Genomic DNA, 26041 nt, shown 5'->3' with positions numbered 1-26041 from the left:
CTATGAACCCGGTGCCGGCGGTGGAGGTGAACCAATTGTGGACAGCTTATCCCGGTCATCCGCCGGTGCTGCAAGGGCTGGATCTACGGGTCGAGGTTGGGCAACATCTGGGGGTGATCGGCCCCAATGGCGCGGGTAAAACCACTCTGTTCCTCACCCTCTGCGGCCTGTTGCCCCCCTGCTCTGGCCAGGTGAGTTTGTTTGGCCAGCCGCTGCGGCCCGGCCAGTTTCGCCCTGAGGTGGGGCTGGTGTTTCAGGATCCCAACGATCAACTGTTTGCCCCATCGGTGGCCGAAGATGTGGCCTTTGGACTGCGCAATTTGGCCCGTCCTGAGGCGGAGATTGCGGCTGCCGTTCAGGCCGCCCTACAGATGACCGGCACCCTCCATTTGGCCGATCGTCCCCCCCATCACCTCTCTGGTGGGGAAAAGCGCATGGTTGCCATTGCCGGGATCCTGGCGATGCAGCCCCAGTTGGTGCTCTACGATGAGCCGACAGCCAACCTCGATTTGCGAGCCCGGCGCCGGTTGATGGTTTTTTTGCAACAGGCCGCCCACACTTTTCTGCTGGCTTCCCACGATCTGGAGCTGATCTTGGAGGTGTGCGATCAGGTCATCCTGTTGGATCAAGGGCGGATCTGGGCCCAGGGATCCCCAGCCCACCTGATGGGCCAAGCCGACCTCATGGAAGCCCACGGCCTGGAAGTGCCCCCCTCGCTGCGCCGATGATCCAGGAGTCGATGAGCGGTGAAAGTTGAAAAGATGTCAAGAATTATTTTTGAATTGATAACAATTTTGCCTCTCTTAATAAAAAGCTATCGTGCTAATTAAAAATATTGATTTTCGTCCAGGATTGAGTGGGGATATCATTTTGTTAAGTCGGGGATCCCTTCTCTGAGTCGTCCTAATCGATTTTGTATGATCGATTGTGTACAAGAAAGATGTGGACTTAGCTCAGAGTTGGCAGCTTTGCCCGCCTGAGTGACAGTTGCGGTTAACCCTGATGGCTCCTACAACCTGTTCTGACTTCAGTCGGAGGTCTGTGGCTCAGAGCCTTCTCCCCTCAGAGGGGGGTCTCTGGTGGCTGGGGTAGGTGTCGCCGGGAAAAGCTGTCAATCGAGATTTGGGCAGAGGATCTCTCTGATGAAATCGAAAGGAGCATGACTCTAGTCAATAATAAGCTCAACTATACTGAAAATAATGTATAATATGTTCAGTACGGATTACTACCAGTTGATCTTTCTGTTTACTTTCGAGTCTGCCAACATGGTAGCCAAAGCAAAGCAGAAAATTGGTAGTAAGACGACACGGAAACTGCGCTTTGGGTATTCTACTCAAAGCTTTGCGGGATACCGCCATTCTGGTTGGAAACAAACAGAATGCTATCGCTGCATAGTTGAACAGTGATGTTCAGCAGTGTTCAGCGTAAATGTATCAGATTGCATGAGCGAACCCAATAAGCGAGATCAATTTACCTTGTTGCTGGGTTCGACAGCGTTCAGGAACTGAGTGTGTTCAAAAGTGGAGAGTTGATATGCCTATTGCAGTTGGAATGATCGAAACCCGCGGGTTCCCGGCAGTGGTAGAAGCTGCCGACGCCATGGTCAAGGCAGCCCGCGTTACCCTGGTGGGTTACGAGAAAATCGGCAGCGGTCGGGTCACCGTGATCGTGCGGGGGGATGTCTCGGAGGTGCAAGCCTCGGTGGCTGCCGGTTTGGAGTCTGCCAAGCGGGTGAGCGGGGGTGAGATTCTCTCCCACCACATCATTGCCCGTCCCCACGAGAACCTGGAGTTTGTGTTGCCCATCCGCTATACCGAGGCGGTAGAGCAGTTCCGCACCTAGTCCCCACTTCAGTAAAGTTCGCACCCCAGAAAGTTCGCACCCCACTTTCACTTTCAGCGTAAGGAGTACCTATGGCTATTGCAGTTGGAATGATCGAAACCCTGGGCTTCCCGGCAGTGGTAGAAGCTGCCGATGCCATGGTCAAGGCCGCCCGCGTTACCCTGGTGGGTTACGAGAAAATCAGCAGCGGTCGGGTCACCGTGATCGTGCGGGGGGATGTCTCGGAGGTGCAAGCCTCGGTGGCTGCCGGCATTGACTCGGTGAAGCGGGTGAACGGCGGCCAGTTGTTGTCTTGGCACATTATCGCCCGTCCCCACGAGAACCTGGAGTACGTGTTGCCCATTCGCTACACCGAGGATGTGGCTCAGTTCCGCGAAGGGGTAAATGCCATCCGTCCCTTCACCCGTCCCTGATGCGTATTGCCATTGTGCGGGGCACCGTCACCAGCACCCAGAAGGATCCCAGCTTAACGGGCGTGAAGTTTTTGTTGGTGCAGTACGTCGATCTCGAGGGCCAGCCGCAACCCGATTACGCTGTGGCTGCCGATCCGGTGGGGGCCGGCATTGACGAGTGGGTGCTGGTTAGCCAAGGCAGTGCCGCTCGCCAGCCGCAAGGAAACCAGACTCGCCCGCTGGATGCGGTGGTGATGGCGATCATCGATACCGTCAGCGTTGGCGGTCGCTCTCTCTACAACAAGCGCGATCAACGCTAGCTGGGATCCCTTCCCTTCTCATCTCTCTTGCTGCCCTTGTCCGCCCTACTGCGTTCTAGAGGCTCACGGTTATGCCTGCTCACACCTATGCTGCACCGCCAACGCCCTGGTCTCGCCGACTGGCGGAGCCTAAGATCGATCCCACAGCCTACGTGCATTCTTTCTCCAACCTCATTGGGGATGTGCGGGTGGAAGCGGAGGTGCTGATCGCCCCGGGAACTTCCATTCGCGCTGACGAGGGATCCCCCTTCCACATTGGCGCCAGATCCAACATTCAGGATGGGGTGGTCATCCACGGCCTGGAACAGGGGCGGGTGATAGGAGAAGACGGCCAACCCTACTCCGTTTGGATTGGCAGAAACACTTCCATTGCCCACATGGCTCTGATCCACGGGCCGGCCTACGTGGGCAACGACTGCTTTATTGGCTTCCGCTCGACGGTGTTCAACGCTCGGGTTGGGGATGGCTGCATCATCATGTTGCATTGCCTGATCCAGGATGTGGAGATCCCCCCAGGCAAGTACGTGCCTTCTGGATCCATCATCACCACCCAGGCCGAGGCCGACCGGCTGCCCGACGTCCAGGATAGCGATGCCAAGTTTGCCCAACACGTGATCGGCATCAACCAAGCCCTGCGAGAGGGCTACCAGTGCAGCGAAAACCTCGTCTGTATCGCTCCCATCCGCAACGAACTGCAGCGCACCTCTAACTCAACGGCTACGGAGACGGCACCCATGACTCATTCTTCCCATCGCGGCAATGGCCGGAACGGCGGCGGATCCCCTCTCAAGCCGGAGGTGGTGGAGCAAATTCGTGCCCTGTTGGCCCAAGGCTATCGCGTGGGGCTAGAGTATGCCGATGCTCGCCGCTTCAAAACCTCTTCCTGGCAAAGCGAAAGCCCAATCACCAGCACCCACGAGGCGGAGGTGGTGCAGTCATTGGGGGCCATCCTGGCAGAACACCAAGGGGAATATGTGCGCCTGCTGGGGATCGATCCCAAGGCTAAACGGCGGGTGCTGGAGCAAATCATCCAAACCCCCGATGGGCCGGCGCTGGTTTCTGGGATGCCCAGCCGCGTCTCGGCAGCCGCTGCTCCGGGTTCTGGGGCGGTCGGCTCTCGCTCTGGCTCAGGGCTGGAGGAGGAGATCCGGACTTTGTTGGCGCAGGGGTATCGCATTGGCCTGGAGGTGGCCGATGCCCGCCGCTACCGCACCTCTTCTTGGCAGACCTTGGGCAATTTGAGCGGTCAGCCGCAGGAGATCCTGGCCGCTGTTCAGGCTGCCCTAGCAGAGCACCAGGGAGAATATGTGCGCCTGTTGGGGATCGATCCCAAAGGCAAGCGGCGGGTGCTGGAGAAGGTCATTCAAACCCCGCAAGGCCAGGTGAGCAGCAGTCCTGCAGGAACCGGCGTGGTGGCAGATACGGCTCCTGCGGCAGGGGGCAGTGCCGGCCTGGATCTGGAGGTGCAGGAGGAGGTGCATCGGCTGCTGGCCCAAGGCTACCGCATTGGCTACGAGTATGCCGACGAGCGCCGCTTCAAAACCTCTTCCTGGCAGAGTGGGCCGGCCATTCGCGCCACCCGCGGGCCAGAGGTGTTGGCTAAGCTGACGGCTGCCCTGGCGGAGCACCAGGGAGAGTATGTACGCCTGCTGGGGATCGATCCCAAAGGCAAACGGCGGGTCTATGAGCGCATCATCCAAACCCCTAGCGGAAAATCTGCTGCTGCTGCCGCGGCTCCTGCTTCTGCCCCCAAGGGATCCCTTTCTGGCACCCGCCTCAGCGCCGAGGTGGTGGCTCAGGTGCAGCAGTTGCTCAGCCAAGGCTACCGCATCGGCACCGAACATGCGGACAAGCGCCGTTTTCGCACGTCTTCCTGGCAAAGCTGTAGCCCCATCGAGGCCACCCAAGTGCCGCAAGTGGTGGCGGCTCTAGAAGCCTGCCTGGCGGAACACCAGGGAGAATACGTTCGCCTGCTGGGGATCGATCCCAAGGCCAAACGGCGAGTGCTGGAGCAAATCATCCAAACCCCTTGAGGGATCCCAGCTTTTTTTGACCTCTGTTGGTTCAAGCCCAACCCCCCAGCGATGAGGAGCACTTTGTTGGCCTCTACTTTGCCCAACTCCATGACGCTCCGCGCCTTGCCTGGCCAGAACGACGAAACTCGCTATTTTGTCAGTGGTGAGGTACAGGTGGAAGCCGGGGCGGGGATTGGGGCAGGGGTGCTGCTGCGGGCCAACCCCGGCTGTCGAATTCACATCGGGCGCGGCGCGTGTATCGGCATGGGATCCGTTCTGCACGCCTGTGGGGGATCCCTCATCGTGGAGGCGGGAGCAACCTTGGGAATGGGGGTGCTGGTGATCGGGCAGGGCACCATCGGCAAAAACGCCTGCATCGGCTCAGAAACCACAGTGCTGAATTGTTCGGTGCTCAGCCAAGCAGTCATTCCCCCCGGCTCGCTGATCGGGGATCCCACCTATGGTTTCGATCTCCAGGAGGCGGGCGGCAGCAAGCCCATCCCGGCAGAGCCCTCGCCGGCGGCAGTGGAAATGGCTCCAGAGATGTCGCCTGAGCCGTCTCCCCCACCCAGTTCTCCGGTGGCCAATGTTGAAAAGCAAACCCGCCGCTGGCAGGAAGCTGCCGAGCAAACCCAAGAAAAGTCCGGTTCCCCAAGGACCAAAACGCGCAACCTCAACGGGATCCCTGGCCATTGGGAATTGGATCGCCTCTTGAGCAAGATTTATCCCCATCGACAGGTGCTCTCCTCTGGGGATAGCCGGCTCTGATGGCTAAACTGGCGTGAGTAGTTAGGATGCCGATGTCAACCTCCCTGGGCCTGATTCAGACGCGCAGCTTTCCGGTCATCGTGCGCATTGCTGACGCCATGACCAAGTCGGCAGGCGTGACGCTGATCGGCTTTGAGAAAACCTCGGGGGGCTATTGCACAGCCATTGTGCGGGGGGGAATTGCCGATGTGCGCATTGCCATTGAGGAGGGAATTGAGCTGGCCCGCCAGTTTGACCAAGAGGAGATCTCCAGTTTGGTGATCCCGCGCCCCCTGCCCAACTTGGAAGTGGTACTGCCGATCAGCAGCAAGCTGTCTCAACTGGCACAAAACCGCGGCTACAGCCGCCTCAGTAACTTGGCCGTGGGCCTGCTGGAAACTCGCGGCTTCCCGGCAATGGTAGGAGCTGCCGATGTCATGCTCAAAACCGCGGATGTCCAACTGGCGGCCTACGAGACCATTGGGGATGGCCTATGTACGGCCATTATCCGCGGTACGGTAGCCAACGTGGCCATTGCCATCGATGCCGGCATGTACGAAGCAGAGCGCATTGGGGAACTGCACGCGGTGGCGGTGATCCCGCGCCCTCTGGATGAGCTGGAGCAAGCCCTGCCGGTGGCCAGTTGTTTTGTTGCCCAGCCAGTGACCTTGCCGGTGACCCTTCCTCAAGTTCAGGAACAGGAAGTGCAGCGCAACGATACGGCTGTGGAACGGATCCCTGTTTATCTGGAGCCGCCTGAAACTCCCTAGCCCCCTGAGCAATCCATCTGTTGCCCAAGAAAGCCGAGCAGGGCAGAACGGAAAAATGCTAGGCTACTGAAAGACCTGGGTCCGTGCAGCTCCGACGCCCAAACCGTGTCAGGATCGGAAGATAGCAGCACCACGGGATGCTCAGAGCAGGCGCGTCAACCCGGGTCGCCCTTTGCTACCCCACTTTCCTCTCTGCTGGGTCATTCCCCTTCTCGCCTTTCTCCCCCTTGTCCTAGCAATGTCCGAGACAGACAATCCCCTCGCCAACTGGGCTCAAAAGGCTTTCTACCTCGGCATGGGTCTGGCCGCTGTGGCCGCGGATAATGCTGCCAAGGTGGCTGGCAAAGCGGGTAGCCGTCTGATGGAATTGCGCAAGCAGGCGCAAGCTTTGGTGGACGAGCTGGTGGAGCGGGGGGCGATGACCGCTGAGGAGGCGCGGGCTTACATGGATGCCATCGCTGCCAACGCCAACCGCAAGGGGGAATACAGACAAACTGCCGGCCCCCGCAAGATCACCATTGATGACATTAGCGATACCGAGGGCGAGGCAGGCACGGCCATCGAACTTTCGGAAGCGGCCCGTCTGCGCCAGAAGATCGCCGAATTGCAAGCTGAGTTGGATCGCCTCAAGGGCAAATCTTGAGCGGAAGGACAGCCCGGCAGGAAGGTAGGAATGCATTGCTTCCTAGCTCCTCTCCCCTTTTGCATAGCGGAAGCGGTACCGCAGAGCACTTGGGAAGTGTCTCAACCTAACTTGAAATGACCCTAAAGATTGAGGCTACCGTCAGGTGGATCGTCTCTGTGAAGTGTTAGGGATCCTCGCCCTTTAGAGCCGGGGGCAGGTCAAGGTTGTTCATTTCAGAGGTTTCAAAAAACTGCCGTGAGACAGCTTGCAATTCTCCGTCGTCGGAGAAAAGATGGGAACACCCGCCTATCTGGGCAGGAGCATCTCAATCCAATCTTGTTGAGTTTGAGCTCAGGCAGCAGGAATGAGGATCCCGTCTTCCGAGAGAAACCGGGAGCTGAGAAAGGGACGCAGCGCCTTGGGAATGCGAATCGAGCCATCCGGCTGTTGGTGATTTTCCAGCAGGGCAGCCAGAGAGCGCCCCACCGCCAAGCCAGATCCGTTCAGGGTGTGGACAAACTGGGTGCCTTTCTGGCCGGCTTCTTTGTAGCGCAGGTTAGCACGGCGGGCCTGAAAGTCCCAGCAGTTGGAGCAACTGGAGATCTCGCGGTATTGATTTTGGGAGGGGAACCACACCTCCAAGTCAAAGCAGCGGGCTGCCGCAAAGCCCAAATCGCCGCTACACAGCTCCACCACCCGGTAGGGCAGCTCCAGCATCTGTAAGATGGCCTCGGCATCCTGCACCAGCTTCTCGTGTTCGGCTTCCGATTGATCTGGGCGAGTGACCTTGACCAGCTCCACTTTTTGAAATTGGTGCAATCGGATCAGCCCCTTGGTGTCGCGGCCATAGCTGCCCGCCTCGCGGCGAAAACATGGGGTGTAAGCACAGAAGTAGAGAGGAAGGGACTCCGCAGGGATTACCTCATCCCGGTACAGATTGGTAAGGGGAACTTCCGCCGTCGGGATCAGCCACAGGTCGTCATCAGCACAGCGAAAACTATCTTCGGCGAACTTGGGCAATTGCCCCGTCCCCTGCAAAGCGGCGCTGTTGACCAAAAAGGGTGGGATCACCTCGGTGTAGCCGGCTGCAACGTGGCGCTCCAGCATCATGGCAATCAAAGCCCGTTCCAGGGCCGCGCCCGCCCCTACCATAGCCACAAAGCGGCTTTGGGCCACTTTGACCGCACGGCCAATCTCCAGCAACCCCAGTTTTTCGGCAATCTCGTCATGGGGAAGGACAGGATGGGCCGGCTTTAGCTCCTCACCCCAGCGGCGCACCTCTACATTGTCGGCCTCATCTCGGCCAACCGGCACGCTGGGCAGGGGCAAATTGGGCAGGGTAAGCAGCCGAGCACGAATCTCCTCTTCCAGCTCCCGTTCCTGCTGCTCCAGTTGGGCAATCTCGGCCTTGAGATCCACCCCCCGCTGCCGCAGGGCCGCCACTTCGGGGCCTTGGGGATCCGCCCCCTGGCGGATGATCTCGCCGACTTTTTTGCCGAGGCTGTTGCTTTCGGCCTGCAGGGATCCCTTGCGGGTCTCCAACTGCCGCCGCTCCCGATCCAACTGCAGGATCCCATCCAGATCGACTGTGGCCCGGCGGTTTTGCAGGGCTTGGCGTACCTGTTCAGGGCGATCCCGCAGCAGCTTCAGATCCAGCACAGAGATGGTCTACCCTCAGCTCCAGATATCCGACCTATTTCTTTAGCCAGCTAAACATGGCCCGCAGCTCCCTGCCCACCTGTTCAATGGGGTGTTCGGCCTCGCGGCGCCGCATCGCAGTAAACCCTGGCTTGCCGGCCTGATTTTCCAAGACAAATTCACGGGCAAATTGGCCGCTTTGAATCTCGGCGAGGATGCGTTTCATCTCGGCGCGGGTTTGCTCCGTAATGATGCGGGGGCCACGGGTGTAGTCGCCGTATTCTGCCGTGTTGGAGATGCTCTGGCGCATTTTTTCCAGGCCGCCCTCGACGATGAGATCCACGATCAGCTTCACCTCGTGCAGGCACTCGAAGTAGGCCAGTTCCGGCTGGTAGCCCGCTTCCACCAAGGTTTCAAACCCCGCTTTGATCAGAGCCGTCAGCCCACCGCAGAGCACCACCTGCTCGCCAAAGAGGTCGGTTTCGGTCTCTTCCCGGAAGGTGGTTTCCAAAATGCCGGCCCGCGTGCCACCGATGGCTTTGGCATAGGCCATGGCCCGCTCCCGTGCCATTCCCGAGGCATCTTGATAGACGGCAAACAGGCAGGGCACCCCTTCCCCCGCTTGGTAGGTGCGCCGCACCAAGTGCCCAGGGCCTTTGGGGGCAACCATGATGACATCCACGTCTGCCGGCGGCTGGATCTGCCCGAAGTGAATGTTGAAGCCGTGGGCAAAGAGGAGCACGTTCCCCGGCTGCAGGTGGGGACGGATTTCGCCCTGGAAAACGGCCTTTTGCACTTCATCGGGCAGCAAAACCATTACCCAATCGGCGGCAGCGGCAGCATCCGCCACCGTTTTGACCATTAAGCCGTCTTGCTCGGCTTTGGGCCAGGAAGGGCTGCCAGGGTAAAGGCCAACGATGACCTGGACACCGCTATCGCGCAAGTTGAGGGCGTGGGCGTGGCCTTGGCTGCCATAGCCGATGATGGCAACGGTTTTATCGGCCAAAGGCTCCAGGTTGGCGTCGGTGTCGTAGTAGAGGCGGGCCATGGTCGAGCAGGGCGTGAGCAGGTGCTTGACTAGGATAGCAGGATTGGATCCAACTTGCTGACCTCAAGCGCCGTGATGAACAGTTTTCACCCACCTTAGGCGCTTGGGCTGTACACACATGCGAGCGGTTGTGGCGATCATAACCGGCAGCCAGTGGAGCATGTAGACCAAGCCCAGGGCGGTGTGCCACCAAAGTCGCCGTCCGCGCAAGCCCTCCACCTGGCGTAGCCCCCGGTAAAAAGCCACCGTCAGGCAGCCCATCACCAGAGCATTCAAGGGGAGCAGCACCGAGGAGTGGCCCGTCAACAGCACCCAGAGGGTATCGGGAACCAAGGCCATCGGCAGCAAGTACTGAGAAATAAAGAAGGCCCAGAGATCTACTGTTTTGGCCATCCCCATCCGGCGACCGAGGATCCCTGGCCAGTAGTCGAGATAGCGCTGGTAGCCCCCTTCTGCCCAGCGGCAGCGCTGGTGCCAGAGGCTTTTCCAAGAGGTGACCCCTTCTTCGACGATGGCCGGCTCTGGCAGAAAGGCGATATCTACGCCCGCCAGGTGCAGCTTAAAGGTGAGATCCAAGTCGTCAGTGAGGGTGGCCTCGTTCCAGCCGCCGCACTTTTCCAAAACATCTCGCCGCACCAGTTGGCCATTGCCGCGTAGCTCGCCAATACCCCTCACAGCCACGCGCTGCTGCTGGAAGTAAGCATCAGAGGCCATTTCCGCCACCTGCCCCAGAGTCCAGAAGTTGACGCTGGGGTTGCTCAGGGCCTTGCGCACCTGGACAGCGCCTACCGTCCGTCTGCTGAAACGGCTGCGCAGGCTTCCCACTTGAACAAACAAGGGCAGAGTGCGGGCAAGAAAATCCGAGGGCACCACAGCATCGGCATCGCAGACCAGGATGATCTCCCCTTGAGTCAGGGGCAGTACCTCGTTGAGGGCACCGGACTTGCCCCCGCCCCGCCCCGGCTGCCGCCGGTAAACCCGCAGATGCGGGATCCGCTTTTGGGCTTCCCGCAGAACTTCAGGGGTGGCATCGCTGCTGTTGTCGTCGATGGCCCACAGCTCCAGATGGCTGGTGGGGTAACGGAGCTGGGTCAAGCTGTGCAACAGCCGTGGGAGCACTGCGCTCTCATTCTTGGCTGGGATCAACACAGCCACACGGGGCAAGGCCAGCCCGCCCAACTCAGAAAGCCCGCTCTGCCCATCCCGTTGCATTGGCAGGACAGAGTCATTGTTGTTAGGGTCATCGCTGTTATCTGTTGACCTGGGATCCCGGCGGGTCGCAGCGGCAGGAGGAAGTCTCAGAGGGGGCAGGGAGGTCGCCGGTTGCAGGCGAAATAAGCGGCTAATGTGGATCACCATGAACGTGGCCAAACCAACGGTGATCCAACGAGCCGTCGGCACCACATGCATCAGGCTGACCACCCCCCACACCATGGCCAGAACCAGCAGAGCCTTGAGACGGCGGCGCTGGGCCGAGGTGAGCAACCAATCGGGAAGATGAAGATCCTCGAGAGGCTCCGGCTCTGACCAGACGAACTCAGACATGGGAATCCTCCCCCGGGCGACAACGCTACCCAACCTCACCAGCCTGTCCAAGCGTTAACCCAAAGGCTGTTAAGAGGTTGTTACCTATTGTCACCCATTGTGTTGGCGAAACGGAGTTCTCGAGAACCTACAGGCGAGAAAAATTGGGGATCCCGACTGCCGCTTCTCCGGCAAGGGGGTGAGTAGCCTATGGGTTACCGCGAATCTCTTTGATCACCCCATCTTCCAGAAGGATCTCGACCTGCATTTTCTGGATCAGGTTGTCTCCTTTTTGGACTCGGAAGAAGCTCTCCACATTGCCCTGCAGCACTTCTTGGTTAAGCTCCAGGGTGCTCAGTTGGTTGATCTGCTGCAACAATTGGTTTTTCTGATCCAAGAGGCGGATTTTCTGCTCGTTCACGCGGCTTTTCACCGCTTCCACCTGTTGGAGCACTTGGGGGCTGTTGGGGTTGGGGCTCTGTTTCTCCAGTTCGGCAATAGCCCGCTTGCCCTGAAACTCCAGTTGTTGCATCTGAGCATCGGTGGCTTCGATCTGCCGCTCTAATTGCTCCTGCATTTCCTTTTTCCAAAGGGGTGTGACCACCACCTTAACGGGAATGTTGCGTTTGAGCAGTAATTGAGTGCCGTTGCTGACGTTGTTTTCTTCCATAAGACTCATCCAGGCAGACGACCAACCAAACCAGGGGCTTGTGCCCATTGTAGAAAGCTCCCCTCAAAAGCTCTGGGGTTGGGGAAGAGGAGCTTGACAGACCGGATCCTCCCCCGCCGAGCCGGAGAATCCATCTACTTATCCTACCGGCTGGGATCCCTGCGGTAAAGTCTTGATTTCGGGAAACTGCAATTTTGGTTAAGGATCTTAAAGGCCGCCGCCTTGCCCTGGCACAGATTCGGCTAGCGTGAGAGACAGTGTTCTTTTTTGCGGCAGCCATGAGCGAACGGGCCTCGACCCCTTCCAAGCCCTCTGCTGGGATCACCGAGCCGGTGCGGATTGCCTCTCGAAAAAGCGAGTTGGCTTTGGTGCAGACCCAGTGGGTGATGGGTCAGTTGCAAGAACACCATCCGGGATTACCTCTGGAGCTCAACACCCTTTCCACCCAGGGAGACATCATCCTGGATGTGGCACTGGCCAAAATTGGGGACAAAGGTCTCTTTACCAAGGAATTGGAAGTTAGCCTGCTCAACGGCAGCAGCGACTTGGCGGTACACAGCCTTAAAGACTTGCCCACTCGCCTGCCGGAGGGCTTGGTGTTGGGGGCGATCACGCGGCGGGAGGATCCCCTGGATGCTTTGGTGGTGGGGGAAAAGTTCCGGGATTACCGACTGGCCACCCTGCCAGAGGGGACGGTGATCGGCACTTCATCGCTGCGGCGACTGGCCCAACTGCGCCATGCCTTTCCCCACTTGCGCTTTAAGGACGTGCGGGGCAACCTCAACACCCGCCTGGCTAAGCTGGAGCGGGGAGAGTACGATGGCCTGATTTTGGCGGTGGCCGGCTTGAAGCGTCTGGGCAAAGCCGACCGGATCCACGAGGTGCTGGATCCCAGCGTGTCTCTGTACGCGGTTGGGCAGGGATCCCTGGGAATCGAGTGTCGGCAGGGAGATGAGCGGATTCTGGAGCTTATCCGACCCTTGGCCGATGCGGAGGCCACAGCCCGCTGCTTGGCAGAGCGAGCTTTCCTGCGGGCTTTGGAAGGAGGGTGTCAAGTGCCCATTGGCGTTCACAGCCAAGTCCAAGGGGAGGCGCTGCACCTAACCGGTATGGTGGCCGACCTGGATGGCCGGCGGCTCATCCGCGATACTCAGACGGGATCCACCGCCGATCCCGAGGCAGTGGGGATGGCTCTTGCAGAAAAGCTAAAACGGCAGGGGGCCGACGAGATTTTGCAAGCCATTTTTGCCCAGGCCCGCCGTTAGGCTTTTCCATCCTTTCTGAGTAAGCTTTGAGGTCTGCAGCCAGGGGGAGTTGAAGAAAAGGGGGGCACGGAAGTCCCCCCTAAGGCAAATTTCACTCAACTTCAAATGGGAAATTCGCATTCGCAGCAGCAGTATCTAAGCTCTAGCTTAGCTTCCAAAACCGCCGTATCATCTTGAACTACTAAGGTCACTCGGTTGTTGGCAATCTCTGCCGGCGAGAGGGTTAGAGTTTTGGTGAAGGTTTGGCCAGGCGGAATTGGGGTAGGCGGACTTGAGAAAGTATACAAAAACCCCGCTTGAGTTGAAGTCCCGCCGTTGAATAGGTAGTACCTGTCGTTCCCGGCATTAGGAGCTGTGTTACTTGTTGCCTGCAAGTTATTGCGATAGGTAAACGTAAGGGTGCCTCCCATCCGGCAGCCTATTCTACAAGGGGGGCTCCATTGGAAGGTATGAGCAAAGAGTTTATTGGCTTGGCGCTCTCCCCAGTTGACTGTCCCGAAAGGGCCCTGGAGAGTTGTCCAAATGTTGGGGTGAAGCTCCGATTGCAGGGGGGAAGCAGGGTTTGGCGGAGGAGCGCTGAGGGTTACTGAGCGCAACACCATGGGTCTCGAGCACGGAAGGCCAGGCAGAGGTCTTTGCGAAGGGGGGAAAGGAACCTGGCGGAATAGCTCATCTACAGTTTCTGAGGATTCTGCCGGAGCTATGGGAACTGGGGAGGGTATCGATCTAGGCACAGAAGGCATAGGCTGCCTAGCTGGCTCCGGGGCCTGAGCCACTAAAAGATGATCTTCAGCCAAGGCAACACCCGAAAGAGAACCACTCTCCCAAAGGGGCGTAAGTAGCAAAGCCAAAATGCCCAAACGCAGTCCTACTTTCATTTGTATTCTCCAAATCTTGATAGAGATGCCCACTTCCTTCTCAGCTCAAGCCAAAGCTGAGAATATACTAGCAAAGACATTGGGGAATACAAGCAGGTTCCTTAAACTTTGTAAATTCTTGTGAATTCCAGCTCAATTCCAGCTTTTTCCTTTGCTTGATCATGTAGCGGGGCTTGGCTTCCTAGAAGGGCAAGAATTAGAGACGGGAGAAAATCCGCCGCTCAAACTTCAGCCCAATCCAGATCACCCCGATCCCACAGGCCACCAACACCGCCGACTTGGCCAACAGGCCGGTTGGGTACTCGAAAAAGCGGGTCAGCACCACCAGGGTTAGCCCCAACAGTCCCTGCCAGAAGCGCCCCCGCCGCCCTTGCTGTAGCCCTTCCCAGCAGAGCACTGCTGACAGCCCCAGCAACAGCAAGGTCACTATCCAGGGGCCAAAGAGGACCAAGGCTGCTCCTGCCGTCACGTTCAAAGGCACAGCGCTGCCGATCCCCAGCAAAAGCGCCAAGGCAACCAGAGAAATCAGAACAGCAGCATCCTTCAGCCAAGACGAAACGGGCTGGGATCTCTTCTCCTGCCAACCCTGCCACCAGCCCCAGCCCGTCAGCAGCAGCAACCCCACTGCCGACAAGCTCGCCCAGGGATCCCCAACGTTCCAGAGGGGATCCTCGGAAAGATCGACCCACGTCCCGACAAAGCTCCAGACATAGAGCAGGACACCCAGCCCCAGCAGAGCCAAGTTCTGGGCTGTCGGGGCCAAATCCAAGCCTTGCTCCAGCTCGCCGGGAAGCTCTGGATCCCTTCCTTCAGTTAAAACCCGGCTTAGCCAAGGCTTATGGCGTTGGTGCCACAGACCCAACCCCCACACAACTGCAACACCAAGCAGATGCAAAAGGGTTAAACCTTGGAAAGAGCTGCCCAAACGCTCGGCTAACCCTTGCAACGCCAGGCCAAAGTTCACCACGGCCAGGGCAAAAACCCAGCGAGAGCAACACCAATAGGCCAGAGGAACCAGCAGGCCCAGGGTCAACCAAGGATAGAGGAAGTTGACAGTCCCCCAATCCACGAAGTCGGCTACCATCCCCAAGCCCAGCAGAAGGCAGGCCAGTACACCACTGGGGCTGTGACGCAAGCCGTAGGCCATGGCCAAACCGCCCATCCCCCAGGCCCAAAACAGGCCTGCCGCGGATCCGCCAAGCTGAACCCACTGCGCCATCAGGCCAATACAGGCTCCCAGGGTCAGTTCACCGGCTATCAGCAGGGCGCTGCCCAGCCGTCGGGATCCCTGCTGCCAAACCTGGAAGCCAGCCACCTGCAGCCCTACCATGAGGGCCAAGCACCCCCAGGCTCTTGCCCAGCGGGGAATGGCAGCCCAGTTGGCCGCCACAAAGGAGATCACCCCTAGGCCCACCAGAACTGCGCCAAACAGTAGCAGCACCAAGACAAAACGGCTGCCGGCCGCTCGGGGCAAGCTATCCAGTTGGTAGTACTCCCACAGCCGATCCCGCTGCTCAGGTTCAATCAACCCCTGCTCCACCCAGGCATCCAGCAGGTTGGCCAGTTGGCGGCGGAAACGCTCGCCGGGGTAGGGGGGGCGGGGAGAGGTCATGGCGGGATCCCGACAAGCGAAAGGAGGCTCGGGCGTTAAAGGAGTGGGATCGCTGAGGCGATTATAGTCCCTCACCCCTGGCTCCTCTCCCTCTAGGAGAGAAGGAATTGGGATCCCACTGCCTGAAGCACCCGCTGCAACACCTCTTGATAGCCAGCTACTGGATCCCCCAGATCAAAGCGAAAGAGATCCTTGTCCAGCACTCGCGGCTCAGATCCCCCCCGATCCCAAAGACGGCAGGTATCGGGGCTAATCTCGTCGGCTAGCAGGATCTCTCCCTTCTCGTCCAGGCCAAACTCCAGCTTAAAGTCCACCAACTCTAGGCGGCAGCTTCGCCAGAAAGCCTGCAGATGGTTGTTGATGGCCAAAGCCAGGGATCCCAAGCGCTCCACCTGCTCCGGCGTGGCCAACTGCAATAGGCGGATGTGATCTGGGGTCACCAAGGGATCCCCCAAGGCATCGTTTTTGTAATAGAACTCCACCAGCGGCGGCTCGATGGGAAGGCCCTGCTCCAGACCCAGCCGTCGGCAGAGGCTACCCGCTGTGCGGTTGCGCACCACCACTTCCAAAGGCAGGATGTGCAAGGCTCGCACCTGCATCTCGGTGGGGCCGGTTTGGGCCAAGAAATGGTTGGGGATCCCTTGCTGCGCCAGGTAGGCAAACACATGGCTGGAGACGGTGCAATTCACCTCTCCCTTGCCGGCGATGGATCCCCGCTTTTGGGCGTTGAAGGCCGTGGCGTCGTCTTTGTATTGGCAAAGATAAACCCTGGGATCGGCAGTGCGGTAGATGCGCTTGGCCTTGCCCTCGTAGAGCAGCTCTTGGGGGGAGAATGGCATACGCTAACCCCTAGTATCCGGCCAGCCGTCCGCGGATCCCTTGCCAGAAGGTGATGGCCAAGATGCGCAGATCCAGCCACAGCGACCAGTTTTGCACATAGTAGAGATCATACTGGGTGCGGCGGGCAATGCTGGTATCTCCCCGCAGGCCGTGGATCTGGGCCCAGCCAGTCAGGCCGCTTTTCACCAAATGCCGATCCGGATACTTGGGGATCTCCTGGCTAAACTGCTCGACAAAGTAGGGCCGCTCTGGGCGGGGGCCCACTAGGCTCATTTCCCCTTTCAGGACGTTCCACAGTTGGGGCAGCTCGTCCAGGTTGGTGCGGCGCAAAAAGGCTCCTATCTTGGTTCGGCGCGGATCCCCGGGGCGCGTCCAGCCCGGCTGGCCGGCTGCCTCAGCATCCACTCGCATGGTGCGGAACTTGGCAATCCAAAAGCGACGCCCGTCCAAGCTCACCCGCTCTTGCCAATACAGAATGGGGCCAGGACTGCTGCAGGCTACCAGCAGGGCAATAATCAAAAACAGAGGGCTAAGCAAGATCAGGCCCAGGGAAGCTCCTAGGATGTCTACAGCTCGCTTGAGGAACCGGTTGTGGGCGTAGCGCAAAGGGGGCTGACGCAGAGTTAGAAGCGGGATCCCGTCGAGAGACTGCAGGCTGAAGTTCACCGTTAAAAAACTTAAGATATCCGGCACCAAGCGCACCTGCACCGACAATGTTTGCAAACTGAGCAACAGAGGAGCAGTTGCCAGCTCCGGTTGCCCAAACCACACCTCCTGCACTTCTGGGTGGGCTTGCAGATAGGCAATCAAATGGACCAGATCCAGACGCTCAAGAGCCGACCAGGAAGGCTCAAGCTGACTGCACAAGCAGGAGAGGGTTCCTCGGGATGAGCCGGACAGAGTCCTGTCGGCAGACTCAACCCCGCCAGAGGTAGGGCGGGCGGTGTTTAGTACTGGATATGAATCTTGACAGGGATCCCCATTTTGAGATGGGGGATCTTCCTCAAAAGAGCCTTGCTCTACGCCTGCCCAGGCGACTACCTGGAAGCCCAACTGCGGGGATCGCTGCAATCGCTCCAACACTTCCGCCAACACCGACCAGGATCCCACCCAGATGACCTGCCGCCGACCGTAGCCCCTAGAGCACAACCAGCCCATGCCCAGCCGCAACCCCACCCGTACCAAAGTCAAACTCAGCAGAGCCAACAAGCCGGCGTAGCCCACCACCAGCCGCGACAAAGAGACCGAGCGAACGAAAAAGGCCCCTGCCAGCACCAAACCAAACGTCAATCCCAACCCCACCAGCAAACTGGCCCATTCTTCAAAGCGAGACAAGCGCTTCGACTCACCGTATCCGCCTAAGCCCGCCTGAATGCCCCAATAACTGAGGGCGGTCAACAATCCCAAGGCCGCGTAGACATCCCAAGGCAAGAGCTGATGAGGACGCAAGCTGCGCAGCCAGTAGCCCGCCCCAAAGGCCAACCAAATACAAAGGCCATCGCCAAAACAGGCCAAGGGCACCCACAAACGATGCAGATCCAGACGAGTTTTATAGCCGCGTTCGGCCAAGGGTTATCTCCTTCGGCATCAAGACTGTTGACAATCTTACAGAAAAGATTGTGCATCTGAGGCTATTGGACAAGATCAGTGTTGACCAAAACTTGAATGGGTAGCCCTCACCAGATAATTCTATTGACGGCCCTTCCCAGCTTCAAAGGACTTCATGCTGCTGACACAAAATAAGTTCTTTAAGTAATTGGGATCCTCATCATGCAAGAGATAAAAATCCCTGTTGAGTGGGTTAAGTACCGTCGGAAAAGGCTGTTGTAGAAACTACCAGAATTGCAGACATTGGATGTCGAAACATGAGAGTTTAAGCAATGATCAAAGTGCAGTCTGAGAACAGCAATGATGACAGGATACTACGATTTCGTTGCCGGGCCGGCTACTGCCAGCAGAGATACACCAAAGGGCAGAGAAAACTTAGGTATCAGATAGGCTTCTGCAGCAAAAATACCCGTCAGCAGTCGATTGAGCCAAAGCGGCGGCATTTTCAGATCTTGGCTTTCCCTCAGGCGAAGCACTTTCTGCATTATGCGGATCCCTGAAATGATTGGGAAAAGAAAACTGTTGAAGAAAACAAGGGTATAAACTTCTAGACCTGAGCTTTTAAGCAACGACAAAAGTTGCCCGCGGGTATATCGTCTCTTGTGATGATTAAGCTCATCATGTAAACTCCACAGCCACGGATAAGCCGGAACAGTTACAACTAAGTAGCCAGATGGGGTTAACCTTTGACTGAGGGCTAGGAGAGCTTCTTTGTCATTCTCCAGATGCTCCAGCACATCCAGCAAAGCAATCAAATCAAATCGTTGAGAACCAAAGGGGATCTGGTTTGGCAACTCCCCCTCTGCCACGATCCCAATACCGCGAGCTTGGGCCAGCGGCAGTGCAATTTCACTCTTTTCCATAGCCCAAACTTTGCCAAATCTGGACAACATCTCCAGGTTGCCGCCGCTACCACAGCCAGCTTCCAAAATATAAGCAGAGGGGGGAAGCGACAGGGATCCAATAACCCGACTCAGAATGTGACGGCGACCCAAAAACCACCAATGCCGGTCTTCCAAGCCTGCCATTTGCTCATAAGCTTCGGGATCCATACCCGTAACCCAACAAAAGATCAAAAACAGGATTAGCCGCAGAAGGGGTTAGCAGAGCATATCTATCTAAACTAAGTTTAGGGGGATAATCGAGCCTTTCCCCAGCGATGCTTACGATACCAGGCCGCCACGTGGGGACACCACGCTTCAAAGTGGGGCCAAATCAGTTCACACAGATGTTGAATTTCTCGTTGAGCATCTTCTTTGGCTCGTAAATCCAAAAAATGCATTAGACTACGGCAATTGAAAGAGACCACGAAGTGTTGTCGGATCCCGTAGCCAATGATGTTACGGGCATCTTCATAGGGCAATCCGCACTCTTCTACCAGGCGATAATAAGCAATGGCCTGGCTGCGATATTGCGCAAGAATGATATCCAAAGCTGCGGGGGAGATGGGCTTGCAGCCCTGGCGGGTTTTGGCTTTGCCCTCCTTGACGCTGGCAGGAACGTAAAACAAAGTTTCCAGCTCTTGCAAAGACAAGGAGGACTCCGTCCCGCCACTGTGCTCCGCAATGTGCTCCGCACCGCTGTCGCGATAGGCCTCCGGCCCGCTGACGCGATCGCTGACGCAACCGTAGCCGGTCTCGCCAACAGGAGCAGCAGTCTCGGTTGTGCTCCGCACCGCTGACGCGAACAAGAGCTTTTTGCCCAAATCGGCAATTTGCTGGCCTGTATATCGGAAGGATTGAACATCAAAAGAAATTCCCACCCGATGAGTACGGGCCTGTTGCATGACGGCGTGGGGAAAATAGCCCACCCCAAAGGTGATCTGAGGATGCTCTAGAGGCCCATAGTGGCCACGGTTGCCCTCCAGCAAATGCCGCACCACGGCCTCTCCATACTTTTCCGGGATCCGGCTTTCTGAGGTGACAAAATCAGGGCTGTAATCCTGGTGCATTGCCTGGTAGATGACCCGTTCTGGATCTGGGGTTTGATTCAGCACCACAACTTGAAACAAAGCATCCACAGGCTGCATCCCCTAGTGCTTCGCACCGCATGTTAGGATTCTGAGATCCTTGTAAGATCATATTGGCAGCGGAGAACGCCAACGGCATTGGCCTGCTCCACCACAGAGCATATTCCCTATCTGCCCCCACCCTGAGGTATTCCTTAACTCAGTGTAAGGAGAAGAGAGACCGAAACACCTTGGCTATAGGAGCCTGCGAGCTCGAGTTTCCTCTGCCAGCACCAGGCTTAGGGCCGGATTGCTGCGCAACAATCCCGCTACATAGAGGGTATAGACTTTCCCCGCCTCCAGCTGCAGGTCAAACCGCTGCAGGGGAATGCTCCGGCTGGGAGCCGACTGCACACCTGGCGCGGAGGCTGAAGGGGCTATGGCCACTTGAATTTGGGTAAAGCCGGGGCGCATAGCTTGAAAGGTGGATACTTGTCCAAACGCCAACTGGGGCAGCAGTACCCGCCCTTGCTCCCCTTGCCATTGCAGGGCCGGCGCATCAGGGGCAGCGTGGACAAACCGCACCAGGGCTTGATCAAAGGGCGGATGGATGTTGTCTTCCAGCACCAGGGCCGTCATGCGATTCGGCTCGTTGGCAGCAACCACCGAGAATACTCCCCCGCCCCTGAGATTGGCTACGGTTCTGGCCGCAACCGCAGAACTCGCAGGCTGGCCAGGGTTCTCAGGCGTTGAAAACAAAACAATGTCGTACTCGCCCGCCGGTATGCGCACGTACTCGCTCACCGAGCCATAGGCTATGCCCCGAGCAGCTCTCACCCCTCCCACTTCCAAGTCGATCCGAGGGGCATTGGGGGCCACATGCACCAAGCGCACTTGGACTTCAGAAACTCCCGCAGATGCCGAAGGCATCGGGATGGCACAGCCGGACAAAAGCCCCGACATCAACGATCCACCCACCACGCAGAGTACTGCGCTCACCCACTGTCGCACCATGTTCACGCTCACTCCTACTCCTCACACCCAACGCTCATCAGGGATCGAACTGCTGTATTTCTGCAAACCCAAGGAGGGCACTCTCGCTCCCCAAAAGTTCCCATTGGCACGCCAAGGAACCTGCTCTTGTCTTACTCCACTTTTGCGCCCAATGCCATAGAGCTATGGAACGGGTTGGGATCTAGTTCCTTTTAACTAAACCAAAGGCAAATCACCGGACTCGGCCCCACCTGCAGGATCTGGGTTGGGGGCAGGGATCCCTGGCTGGGGAGACCGACGGCTAAACAAGCGGAAATAAGTGCTCACAGCCAGCTCTTTCAGGGGGAAAAGCAAGTAGGTCAGGGGGTTGATGGTGACGATGATGTTGCGGCAGTCTCGTTTGGCCTGGGCCAAGATCTGAGCGGCCACCCAATCTCCCGACATAACCCCGATGGGATTGAGCTTGCTCTTGAAGGGGCCGAGGATGAGCTTGCGCACTGTGCAGGGAGCATCGAGGCGGCGCAGAGTAACCAGATCGCCTAGGGCCCGCTTGGAGAGCTCGTAGAGGGGACTGAAAGCAGGGCTAGCCTCAGCCTCTGAGGTGTTCACCCACACCTCTTTGGTGGCCATCTCAGGGTTGCCGCGCACCGTCTGGAAGAACAGCTCCATTAGGCGCCAACTGGAGAAAGTGTTGACGGCATAGGACTGGCGGACAGACTCGGGATCCCGTTGCCTGTGGACGTTCAGGCCGTGGTTGAGCACCAAGATATCCACCCGCTCCAGCAGCTCTGCCAGGGATCCCTCTTGCCCCACCTGCCAGCGAACGGTCTCCACCGGCTGGATCTGGCCGTCCACTTCGATGTGAACCGAATCCGAATGGGAGCTGAGGGCGATGACTTTGGCCCCCTGCTGGTGAAAATGCTTGAGCAAGGCCCGGCCCAGGGTGCCGGAGGCGCCGGTGACGGCTACTCGCTTGCCTTTCAAGGAGAGACTGGTGCCCATGAGCCGATCTACGAGAGTCAGGGTGCCGCAAAAATAGGCGTTGGTATCGTCGAAGTGGTGCCGCCAGTGGTAGGCGCGGTTGACATGCCATTGGCTGGGAGGAACGGGGAAAGGCCCCGGCTGGTGGGTGATATCCGTCTGCAGGGCCAGCCCCCAACCCCGCAGCATACCAGCCACCCAGAAACTGGCCGAGTAGACCACCCCCACCGCTGCCGCCAGGCCGTACAGCAGGGATCCCTGGCCCAATACCACCACCCAAGGGATCCCGGCCAGGATCATCGTCGCCGCTTCGGGAACGTCGTGGTGCCACTGGGATTCTCGGTACAGCTGTGCATCCACCACGCTAAGGTCGGGGCGGAACAGGCGGTGGTGCAGGATGTGTTTGGGCATCAGCCAGGGCCACCGGTGGGCCAGCCAATGGCGCACATCCCGCACGATCTCAGCCCAAAGGATGGAGGCTAGGGCGACAGCCCCCACCCCTATCCAATGACTTACGCTGCTGACATCCATAGACTCGCTTGCGGTGGCCAAACCAATCCTGAGCTCGCGGTCGCCTCTTTTATGGACTCAGTTGGCGACTCTCAAAAATCATCGCAAAAATTCTTCAAAAGATCATCTTCGAGCCCGTCTTCCTTGTCCCCAAGGGAGGGAGAGATCAAGGGGCTGCGGGCTGAAGCTCTCGGATCTCGACCGGATCTCCAACGGCCAAACCCAAAGCAGCAGCCGTCCCGCCACGGAACTCCAGCACACCGTCCACCAACTGGGAAGGAGGCGGCCCATAGGTGGGGCAGGGTTGGGCGGGGCAGCCGGGCACATCGGCGGCAATGTACACCACCTTGCCTTGGTGAAGGAAAATGATGTCCAGGTTGATCAGGGTGTTGAACATCCAAAAAGAAGCTGGCTGGGGCGGATCAAAGGGAAACCACATGCCCCGATCCGGCGGCAAATCGGTGCGAAACATCAGGCCCAAGCGCTGTTGCTCAGGGGTGCGGGCCACCTCTAGCTCAAAGCGTTGGCCGGCAAGGGTGACTTCGGCTTCAACCGGCAGTTGCTGGGGCTGCCCTATGGCTGGGGGGGATGGAGAGATGGCTTCGGTTACCTGAGTTTGTGAGGCGGGAGATCTCTCCGTGGCAGCAGTACATCCCAAGCCGGATCCCAGGAGCAGTAGAGCCAGGCCCAAGGCGACTCTGCACCCTTTTGGAACGTGTATCGTGAACAGAACCATGTGGCACTCTCCTGTGCAGGCTTCATCCTATCGCGCCAGACGCTGCTGCTGCGACTTGACCAGCCAGACGCAGGAAGTTCCCCCCTGGGAGAGCCTTGCCAATTCTTGCTTGCCGGAAGCGGCCTGTGCTTTTCCCCCTTGAGCGCAGCCGGAATGGCGGCCCTGGGCAAGGGCAGCCCACAACCGACCCGATAGCATAGCCATAGACTTTATCGTTCCCCACCCTGCCAGGAGAGCCGTATGAAAGACCCTTTCAATTTCAATTTCAATAGATTCAATAGATCCTCGGTGAGCCGGATCCCTCTTCTGGCTCTGCTGGGTTTACTGAGCCTGGGCCTCTGGCCCACTCACGGGATGGGATCCCGTTCACAGGAAACCCCGGTGCGGATTCCCTTTGAGCCAACGGTGACCTATGGGGAAGGGTATGGGGAAAAGACCGTGGCCCAACAAGCCCAAAGCCGCTTTGCGCTGAAACTGTTTGATCACCTGCTCCGTCAGCAGCCCCAAGAGAACCTCTTTTTCTCCCCCTTGAGCATCCGCCTGGCCCTGAGCATGCTCTACAACGGCGCCTCTGGGGAGACTCAAACGGCAATGGCCGAGGTGCTGGAGGCACAGGACCTTTCCCTCAATGAGTTGAACTGGAGCAATGCCCAAATGGTGGGCTGGCTGGCGGAGGGATCCCCGGCAGGAGGGCCAGTCCAGGTGCAAATGGCCAACGGCCTCTGGGTGGATCAAACCCTCACCTTACAGCCCCAGTTTTTGCAGGCTTTGGCCACCTACTACCAAGCGGTGGTGAATCGGGTGAATTTGGGATCCCGGCAAACGGTGAACCAGATCAACGGCTGGGTGGCCGAGCGCACCCAGGGCAAGATCAACCGCATTGTGGATCGCCTCAGCCGCGAGGATTTGATGGTTTTGCTCAATGCCATCTACTTCAAAGGCGAGTGGACTCAGCCCTTCGATCCGGAGCGCACCCAAACTCAGCCCTTTACTCGGTTGGATGGCCGCCGCGTCCGAGTACCCATGATGGTTCAATCAGGTCGTTACGACTACCTGGAAACCGAGCAGTTGCAGGTGGTGAGCCTGCCCTACGGGGAAGGAGAACTGGAAATGCTGATCCTGCTGCCCAAGAAGGGAGTGAAGCTGGAATCGCTGCGGGCAGAGCTGAGCCCGGAAACTTGGCAAGAATGGACGGGATCCCTGCGCCCCCGTGCCGGTTCGGTGCGGATCCCGAGATTTGAATTGGCTTATGAAACGGATCTCACTTCCGTTCTGCAGCAGTTGGGCCTGGGAGTTGCCTTTTCCAACCGAGCCGATTTCAGCCAGATGACCCCAGAGCCAGCGCGGATCAGCAAAGTCCTGCACAAAGCAGCAATTGAAGTGAACGAAGAGGGATCCGAGGCGGCAGCCGCTACTGGGGTGATCGTCTCCCGGACTGCTGTCGACCGGCAAGAGCCCTTTCAATTTGTGGCAGATCGGCCCTTCTGGTTTGCCATTGTGGCCTCCGGATCCGGCGGCAACCCAGCGGCCCAAACCGTGTTGTTCATGGGATCCCTGGTGGATCCTAAATAAGGGGATCCCTCAGGGCAGCTTGCTGACTTCTTACCGGGCGTGCAGATCGCTCTTCAGGATGTGTTGACCCCAGACCGGCTCCCTTGGTTGGTTTAGCCGTTTTTCATTGCGGAGGTCATGATGGTCGAGGTTTTGGAAAGAGAAAAATTGGCCGAGGCACCTGCTGATAGTTCTCCGGCAGCTTCTCGAAAAATTTGGACTGACGAAGAGTTTATGGCTTTACCGGAGGATGGCAATCGCTATGAGGTTGTGAACGGAGAACTGGTTACCGTGGGCTCGGCAGGTGCAAAGCATGGGTACTACGTAAGTTTGATTCACATCATTCTGGGCTCCTACGTTCGCAGTCAAAGGATTGGATTTACCTTCGATTCCGATACTTCCTTCAAAATGAAATCCGGCAATCGCCGTTCTCCGGATTGTTCTTTTTTTTCCAAAGAACGACTGCAATCTCTGGGCGGGATCCCAAGGGGTTATATTGAGGGATCCCCAGACTTGGCTGTAGAAGTTCTCTCCGATGCCAACACCGTTGGAGAGATCCATGATAGGCTCGTTGAGTATTTTGAGAATGGATCCCGGCTGGTCTGGATCATTCATCCTGAAGAGAAATACGTTCTGGTCTATCGCCGGCCTGAGCCTGAAGCATTGAAGAAACCCGGCGACATCCTGGAAGGTGGAGAGGTGATCCCTGGATTTGCGCTGGATTTATCAGAGTTTTTTGCCGAGCCGGAGTTGTAGTTTTTCACCAACGCAATGCCCGGATAAGACGCCTTCAGCGCCTAGGGAAAAGCAACCCCTGTTAAGCTAGCCTAAGCAGTGGGATCCCATTTCATGGCACCGGTCTATCCGCAGGTTCTGGAGCGCAATCCCAAACGGCTGCGCATTGCCCTACAGCGGTTTACCTCTCAGCAACTGGCTTGGCGGGCGGCAGGGGGCTTGGTGCTGCTAATTTTGGGATCCCAACTGTGGGCCCGTTCGCCGCTGTTGGGTTTGGTGGCTGTGGGGATGGGCCTGTGGGCTGGGATCCCTTGGGGGCTAGGCCAGATCTTGAGCCTAGATCGAGAGAGGCAGGTGGTGACCCTGACCCACCTGCGTGGCCCTTGGGGGATTTGGCGGCAGCAGGTGTTTTCCTATCCCTTGGCTCAGTTGCAAGGAGTGCGGCTGCATCGAGTGGGTCAGGAAGTTTTGGATAACCAAGCTCAAGAGAGTTTCCAGGTACAAAGTCAGGTGCGGTTGCAGTTTCGCGGAGATCCTTCTAAACCGGAGCTGAACGAGGAGGTCATCGCCTGCTTTAGCAGCCAAGTCGGCATCAAAGGGGACGAACCAGAAGCTTTCGTGCTCTCTCAGCGGCTGGTGCGCTGGATTCAGAACTATCTATCCGAACACTCAGGAAACCTAAGAAACAACTCTTCACCGTAAACTACCCGGCTCCGACCGCTAAGCGGTACGGAGCGGGCTTTCAGTAGCCCTGGGCCTGCTCTGCTCTACCAGAGAACAAAACAAGCCCGGA

25 protein-coding genes, 1 other RNA gene and 1 pseudogene are annotated in these 26041 nt (G+C 58.0%); 14 read left to right on the top strand and 13 right to left on the bottom strand.

From position 1 onward, the window contains the following. Positions 1-2 precede the first annotated feature (2 nt). The 10 genes and pseudogenes from ACVWZJ_RS01775 (at position 3) to ACVWZJ_RS01730 (ending at position 6729) form a co-directional block, all read left to right on the top strand. Positions 3-728, top strand: coding sequence for an energy-coupling factor ABC transporter ATP-binding protein (locus ACVWZJ_RS01775; RefSeq protein ID WP_011433396.1), 726 nt, complete (start codon positions 3-5; stop codon positions 726-728). A gap of 483 nt (positions 729-1211) precedes the next feature. Further along, positions 1212-1395 (top strand): annotated as a pseudogene (locus tag ACVWZJ_RS01770) (hypothetical protein); the annotation flags it as partial. A gap of 138 nt (positions 1396-1533) precedes the next feature. Continuing rightward, positions 1534-1842 carry a carbon dioxide-concentrating mechanism protein CcmK gene (locus ACVWZJ_RS01765; protein ID WP_011430450.1) on the top strand — a complete coding sequence of 103 codons (309 nt, stop codon included), beginning with the start codon at positions 1534-1536 and terminating at the stop codon, positions 1840-1842. A gap of 71 nt (positions 1843-1913) precedes the next feature. Continuing rightward, complete coding sequence (locus ACVWZJ_RS01760) at positions 1914-2255, top strand: carbon dioxide-concentrating mechanism protein CcmK (RefSeq protein WP_011433395.1); 342 nt, start codon at positions 1914-1916, stop codon at positions 2253-2255. Beyond that, positions 2255-2554, top strand: a complete 300-nt coding sequence (locus ACVWZJ_RS01755) for a EutN/CcmL family microcompartment protein (RefSeq protein WP_011433394.1) — start codon at positions 2255-2257, stop codon at positions 2552-2554. Before ACVWZJ_RS01760 ends, ACVWZJ_RS01755 begins: the two co-directional genes overlap by 1 nt. Positions 2555-2625: 71 nt before the next feature. Continuing rightward, positions 2626-4587, top strand: a complete 1962-nt coding sequence (locus tag ACVWZJ_RS01750; protein ID WP_011433393.1) for a ribulose bisphosphate carboxylase small subunit — start codon at positions 2626-2628, stop codon at positions 4585-4587. Between the two features lie 66 nt (positions 4588-4653). Next, positions 4654-5337, top strand: a complete 684-nt coding sequence (locus ACVWZJ_RS01745; protein ID WP_238376729.1) for an LbetaH domain-containing protein — start codon at positions 4654-4656, stop codon at positions 5335-5337. Positions 5338-5369: 32 nt separating this feature from the next. Next, positions 5370-6086, top strand: coding sequence for a carbon dioxide-concentrating mechanism protein CcmK (locus tag ACVWZJ_RS01740; RefSeq protein ID WP_011433391.1), 717 nt, complete (start codon positions 5370-5372; stop codon positions 6084-6086). A gap of 72 nt (positions 6087-6158) precedes the next feature. Next, positions 6159-6256: signal recognition particle sRNA small type (gene ffs, locus ACVWZJ_RS01735), an RNA gene on the top strand. A gap of 68 nt (positions 6257-6324) precedes the next feature. Further along, positions 6325-6729 carry a hypothetical protein gene (locus tag ACVWZJ_RS01730; RefSeq protein WP_011433390.1) on the top strand — a complete coding sequence of 135 codons (405 nt, stop codon included), beginning with the start codon at positions 6325-6327 and terminating at the stop codon, positions 6727-6729. 333 nt (positions 6730-7062) lie between these two features. Here ACVWZJ_RS01730 and serS read toward each other — a convergent pair whose 3' ends face one another. The 4 genes from serS to ACVWZJ_RS01710 all read right to left on the bottom strand — a co-directional run bounded on the left by serS (position 7063) and on the right by ACVWZJ_RS01710 (position 11591). Beyond that, entirely contained in the window at positions 7063-8370 is a 1308-nt protein-coding gene (gene serS / locus ACVWZJ_RS01725; RefSeq protein ID WP_414399944.1) for a serine--tRNA ligase, read from the bottom strand. A 34-nt stretch (positions 8371-8404) separates the two neighbouring features. Continuing rightward, positions 8405-9397, bottom strand: a complete 993-nt coding sequence (ilvC, locus tag ACVWZJ_RS01720) for a ketol-acid reductoisomerase (RefSeq protein WP_457394242.1) — start codon at positions 9395-9397, stop codon at positions 8405-8407. Positions 9398-9460: 63 nt separating this feature from the next. Beyond that, entirely contained in the window at positions 9461-10942 is a 1482-nt protein-coding gene (locus ACVWZJ_RS01715) for a glycosyltransferase (RefSeq protein WP_457394239.1), read from the bottom strand. A 187-nt stretch (positions 10943-11129) separates the two neighbouring features. Then, positions 11130-11591: a YlqD family protein gene (locus ACVWZJ_RS01710; protein ID WP_011433386.1), complete on the bottom strand. Its 462-nt coding sequence runs from the start codon at positions 11589-11591 to the stop codon at positions 11130-11132. A 278-nt stretch (positions 11592-11869) separates the two neighbouring features. On the opposite strand from ACVWZJ_RS01710, the gene hemC reads away from it, so the two are divergent. Further along, positions 11870-12856 carry a hydroxymethylbilane synthase gene (hemC, locus tag ACVWZJ_RS01705; protein ID WP_457394236.1) on the top strand — a complete coding sequence of 329 codons (987 nt, stop codon included), beginning with the start codon at positions 11870-11872 and terminating at the stop codon, positions 12854-12856. Positions 12857-13930: 1074 nt separating this feature from the next. Here the strand turns inward: hemC and ACVWZJ_RS01700 are convergent. The 9 genes from ACVWZJ_RS01700 to ACVWZJ_RS01660 all read right to left on the bottom strand — a co-directional run bounded on the left by ACVWZJ_RS01700 (position 13931) and on the right by ACVWZJ_RS01660 (position 23166). Continuing rightward, positions 13931-15421: a DUF2157 domain-containing protein gene (locus ACVWZJ_RS01700; RefSeq protein ID WP_457394233.1), complete on the bottom strand. Its 1491-nt coding sequence runs from the start codon at positions 15419-15421 to the stop codon at positions 13931-13933. A gap of 17 nt (positions 15422-15438) precedes the next feature. Next, positions 15439-16185 (bottom strand): phosphoribosylaminoimidazolesuccinocarboxamide synthase, encoded by a 747-nt coding sequence (gene purC / locus ACVWZJ_RS01695; protein ID WP_414344193.1) that lies wholly within the window; start codon positions 16183-16185, stop codon positions 15439-15441. 10 nt (positions 16186-16195) lie between these two features. Further along, positions 16196-17755 carry a sugar transferase gene (locus ACVWZJ_RS01690; RefSeq protein ID WP_011433382.1) on the bottom strand — a complete coding sequence of 520 codons (1560 nt, stop codon included), beginning with the start codon at positions 17753-17755 and terminating at the stop codon, positions 16196-16198. 353 nt (positions 17756-18108) lie between these two features. Next, positions 18109-18846, bottom strand: a complete 738-nt coding sequence (locus tag ACVWZJ_RS01685) for a class I SAM-dependent methyltransferase (RefSeq protein WP_457394230.1) — start codon at positions 18844-18846, stop codon at positions 18109-18111. Positions 18847-18923: 77 nt separating this feature from the next. Next, positions 18924-19823, bottom strand: coding sequence for an FAD-dependent thymidylate synthase (locus ACVWZJ_RS01680; RefSeq protein ID WP_041436581.1), 900 nt, complete (start codon positions 19821-19823; stop codon positions 18924-18926). A gap of 174 nt (positions 19824-19997) precedes the next feature. Further along, a complete protein-coding gene (locus tag ACVWZJ_RS01675; protein ID WP_414388065.1) occupies positions 19998-20768 on the bottom strand; it encodes a DUF4397 domain-containing protein in 771 nt (256 codons plus the stop codon). 183 nt (positions 20769-20951) lie between these two features. Next, complete coding sequence (locus ACVWZJ_RS01670; RefSeq protein WP_457394349.1) at positions 20952-22247, bottom strand: bifunctional sterol desaturase/short chain dehydrogenase; 1296 nt, start codon at positions 22245-22247, stop codon at positions 20952-20954. Between the two features lie 145 nt (positions 22248-22392). Next, complete coding sequence (locus tag ACVWZJ_RS01665) at positions 22393-22917, bottom strand: DUF192 domain-containing protein (RefSeq protein WP_414352063.1); 525 nt, start codon at positions 22915-22917, stop codon at positions 22393-22395. Between the two features lie 72 nt (positions 22918-22989). Beyond that, a complete protein-coding gene (locus tag ACVWZJ_RS01660; protein WP_414380870.1) occupies positions 22990-23166 on the bottom strand; it encodes a hypothetical protein in 177 nt (58 codons plus the stop codon). Positions 23167-23250: 84 nt separating this feature from the next. Here ACVWZJ_RS01660 and ACVWZJ_RS01655 point away from each other — a divergent pair, with 84 nt between their 5' ends. The 3 genes from ACVWZJ_RS01655 (at position 23251) to ACVWZJ_RS01645 (ending at position 25950) form a co-directional block, all read left to right on the top strand. Further along, a complete protein-coding gene (locus ACVWZJ_RS01655; protein WP_457394224.1) occupies positions 23251-24534 on the top strand; it encodes a serpin family protein in 1284 nt (427 codons plus the stop codon). 120 nt (positions 24535-24654) lie between these two features. Beyond that, positions 24655-25269, top strand: coding sequence for a Uma2 family endonuclease (locus ACVWZJ_RS01650; protein ID WP_414350202.1), 615 nt, complete (start codon positions 24655-24657; stop codon positions 25267-25269). A 93-nt stretch (positions 25270-25362) separates the two neighbouring features. Continuing rightward, positions 25363-25950 carry a hypothetical protein gene (locus ACVWZJ_RS01645; RefSeq protein WP_457394221.1) on the top strand — a complete coding sequence of 196 codons (588 nt, stop codon included), beginning with the start codon at positions 25363-25365 and terminating at the stop codon, positions 25948-25950. Positions 25951-26041: the final 91 nt, after the last annotated feature.

The organism is Thermostichus sp. OS-CIW-29 (assembly GCF_054058195.1).
Note: the sequence above shows the minus strand (reverse complement) of the source record. Positions and strands in the feature narration are given on the sequence as shown.